The organism is Pseudomonas agronomica, from assembly GCF_025917275.1.
GTDB classification, from domain to species: domain Bacteria; phylum Pseudomonadota; class Gammaproteobacteria; order Pseudomonadales; family Pseudomonadaceae; genus Aquipseudomonas; species Aquipseudomonas agronomica.
The window spans coordinates 1-2840 of record NZ_JAOSHO010000585.1; the positions used below are offsets into that span (position 1 = coordinate 1).

A 2840-nucleotide genomic window follows, 5' to 3' on the forward strand; every position below is an offset into this window, starting at 1 on the left:
CGGGAGCAAGCTCCCTCGCCACAACAGCGTTCTCGCCGGATTTTAGTGAGCCGTCAGCTCAATCACGCAGCATTGACCGTGGGTGGAGACATCCACCAGCGCAGTGTTACCGCTCAGCTGCAGACAATCGTAAAGCCCCAGGTCAACGGCGGACTCGCCGATCTTTATCGCCAACCCCGGAGCCGCACTGAACACCAGCACCGTACCCGCCTCGCTGAAAAACCGCTGCTGGCCGCCCAACCACTGTAACCGCGCACGGTAACGCTGCGGCGCGTAGATCAGATTGAAGTCGCGAATCGGCCCGCCCAGCAGGGTGCAATGCACATGACTCTCACCGCTGAACGCAAAAGGGTCCAGCGGATGCAATGGCCGCGTGGCCTGGCCATCGACATTGAGCGTCATGCCGTCACCCTGCAAGACACTGATGACCCGCTCGTAACCGGCGAAGGTGGAAAAACCACCCGACTCACCAATATCGGCAATCGACAGGCGCCAGCCGAAACCTTCGAGGCCGGCACCGGCATCGCGGGTGATTTCTTCCGTGCTGCCACCGCCATTCTTCCACGGCATGCGCGGGTAATCCGCAGCGCGTAAAACCTTCAACTGGCTCATTTATGAAAACGCCCTTCCAGACTGTGACGGGAGCCCGGGTGAATCAGGCGTGCGGCGGTCACCGGCTGGCGCCCGGACCAGGTGCGGCGGCGGATCAACAGGCACGGCTCGCCTCGCTCGATCTGCAGCAGCTTGCATTCGCTGGGCTCGGCCAGGATTGCCTCGACCACATGCTCGCCTTCGGTCAGCGGCGCGACCTGATTCAGATAGGCGTAGGGTGTCTGGAGGGTAAAGTCTTGCTTGAGGTAATCGGGTGCGACCAGCGCGTTGACGAAACGGTCCTCGATCTGCACGGGGATGTCGTTCTCGAAGTGCACGATCAGCGAATGAAACACCTTCTGGCCTTCGCGCATGTCCAGGGCCAACGCGCGCTCGGAACCGGCGGCCTCTTCCTCGAGGGTGACAACCTTGCAGGTATGGCGATGACCACGGGAGGCGATTTCGTCGGCGATATTGTGCACTTCGAACAGCGCGGACTGGCTCTTCGGTTCGGCCACGAACGTACCGACACCCTGCATGCGCACCAACAGGCCATCGGCGGTCATTTCCCGCAAGGCCCGGTTGATGGTCATGCGGCTGAAGCCCAACTGGCTGACCAATTCGCTTTCCGATGGCACACGGTAATGGGGCGGCCAGTTTCCACTGTCGATCTGCTGGGTGATCATCTGTTTGACGCGGGCGTACAAGGGCGCCGGACTGTCACCCATGTTTGCGGCCAGCGGCGGTTTGGCAGGCGGAGTCGGCACGGCGTATTCCTGTTCTGCGAATATTGATGACTAGCTTGCCGGAGTTTACCGGGCACGCAAACGTCTGTATATGTATATACAAATTACACGCAACGAGGTTCAACCGATGTCCGCCTTCTTTGCCGAGCGTGCGCTGCTGCCTAATGGATGGGCCAACGATGTACGTCTTGAGGTCAACGCCGAAGGCGTCTTGACCCGTATCCAGGCCGATTCCCACGCTGACGGTGCCGAACGGCTGAGCGGTCCGCTGTTGCCGGGCATGCCGAACCTGCATTCCCATGCGTTCCAGCGGGCCATGGCCGGCCTGGCGGAAGTGGCGGGCAATCCCAATGACAGTTTCTGGACCTGGCGCGACCTGATGTATCGCCTCGTCGGAAAGATCAGCCCCGACCAGCTTGGCATCATCGCCCGGCAGCTTTACATCGAAATGCTCAAGGCCGGCTATACCTCGGTTGCCGAATTCCATTACGTACACCATGACACCGACGGCACGCCTTACGCCGACCCGGCCGAACTGGCCCTGCGTATCAGTCAGGCCGCCAGTGCCGCGGGCATTGGCTTGACCTTGCTGCCGGTGCTTTACAGCCATTCCGGTTTCGGCGGCCAGGCGCCCAATGACGGGCAACGCCGGTTCATCAACAGTACCGAAAACTACCTGAAGCTCCAGTCACGCTTGCAGCCGATCCTGGCCGGGCAACCGTCCCAGGCGCTGGGCTTGTGCTTCCACTCGCTGCGCGCCGTGACACCCGGGCAGATCCACGACGTGCTGGCCGCCAGCGACCGTGATTGCCCGGTGCACATCCACATCGCCGAACAGCAAAAGGAAGTCGACGACTGCCTGAGCTGGAGCGGCGTGCGGCCACTGCAATGGCTGTACGAAAATGCCGAGGTGGGTCAACGCTGGTGCCTGGTCCATGCCACCCACGCCAATCCGCAGGAAGTCAGCCTGATGGCCAAGAGCCGGGCGATTGCCGGTCTGTGCCTGACCACCGAAGCCAACCTGGGCGACGGGATTTTTCCCGCCGTGGACTTCCTCGCCCAAGGTGGGCGAATGGGCATCGGTTCCGACAGTCATGTGTCGCTGAGCGTCGTCGAAGAATTGCGCTGGCTGGAATACGGCCAGCGGCTGCGGGACCAGCGCCGCAACCGGCTGTACCGAGCAGACCAGCCGATGGTGGGACGTACCCTGTATGACGCAGCGTTGGAAGGTGGCGCCCAGGCGTTGGGCCAACCCATCGGCGCGCTGGAAGTCGGCAAGCGCGCCGACTGGCTGGTACTCGATGGAAACGATCCGTACCTGGCCACGGCCAATGGCGACGGCATCCTGAACCGTTGGCTGTTTGCCGGCGGCGATCGCCAGGTGCGCGATGTGATGGTTGCCGGCAAGTGGCAAGTGCGCGACGGACACCATGCCGGCGAGGAAGAAAGCGCCCGGGCGTTTACCCGGGTACTGCGAGAACTGCTGGGCTGACGACAATTCAA

The 2840-nt window shown here is 62.1% G+C and carries 3 protein-coding genes; 1 reads left to right on the forward strand and 2 read right to left on the reverse strand.

The window, feature by feature from the left end:
* Window positions 1–42 precede the first annotated feature (42 nt).
* On the reverse strand, window positions 43–612 hold the full coding sequence (locus OC610_RS24825) for a HutD/Ves family protein (RefSeq protein ID WP_264431659.1): 570 nt from the start codon (window positions 610–612) through the stop codon (window positions 43–45).
* Window positions 609–1319, reverse strand: a complete 711-nt coding sequence (hutC, locus tag OC610_RS24830; RefSeq protein ID WP_264431661.1) for a histidine utilization repressor — start codon at window positions 1317–1319, stop codon at window positions 609–611. The genes OC610_RS24825 and hutC overlap by 4 nt, the downstream gene beginning before the upstream one ends.
* Window positions 1320–1464: 145 nt before the next feature.
* Between hutC and OC610_RS24835 the strand changes: the two genes are divergently transcribed.
* Window positions 1465–2829 (forward strand): formimidoylglutamate deiminase, encoded by a 1365-nt coding sequence (locus OC610_RS24835; RefSeq protein ID WP_264431660.1) that lies wholly within the window; start codon window positions 1465–1467, stop codon window positions 2827–2829.
* Window positions 2830–2840 lie beyond the last annotated feature (11 nt).

Bases quoted from the DNA above. Each gene is read 5' to 3' on its own strand.
- OC610_RS24825 (WP_264431659.1), bottom strand. From the start codon at position 612: ATGAGCCAGTTGAAGGTTTTACGCGCTGCGGATTACCCGCGCATGCCG.
- hutC (WP_264431661.1), bottom strand. From the start codon at position 1,319: ATGGGTGACAGTCCGGCGCCCTTGTACGCCCGCGTCAAACAGATGATC.
- OC610_RS24835 (WP_264431660.1), top strand. From the start codon at position 1,465: ATGTCCGCCTTCTTTGCCGAGCGTGCGCTGCTGCCTAATGGATGGGCC.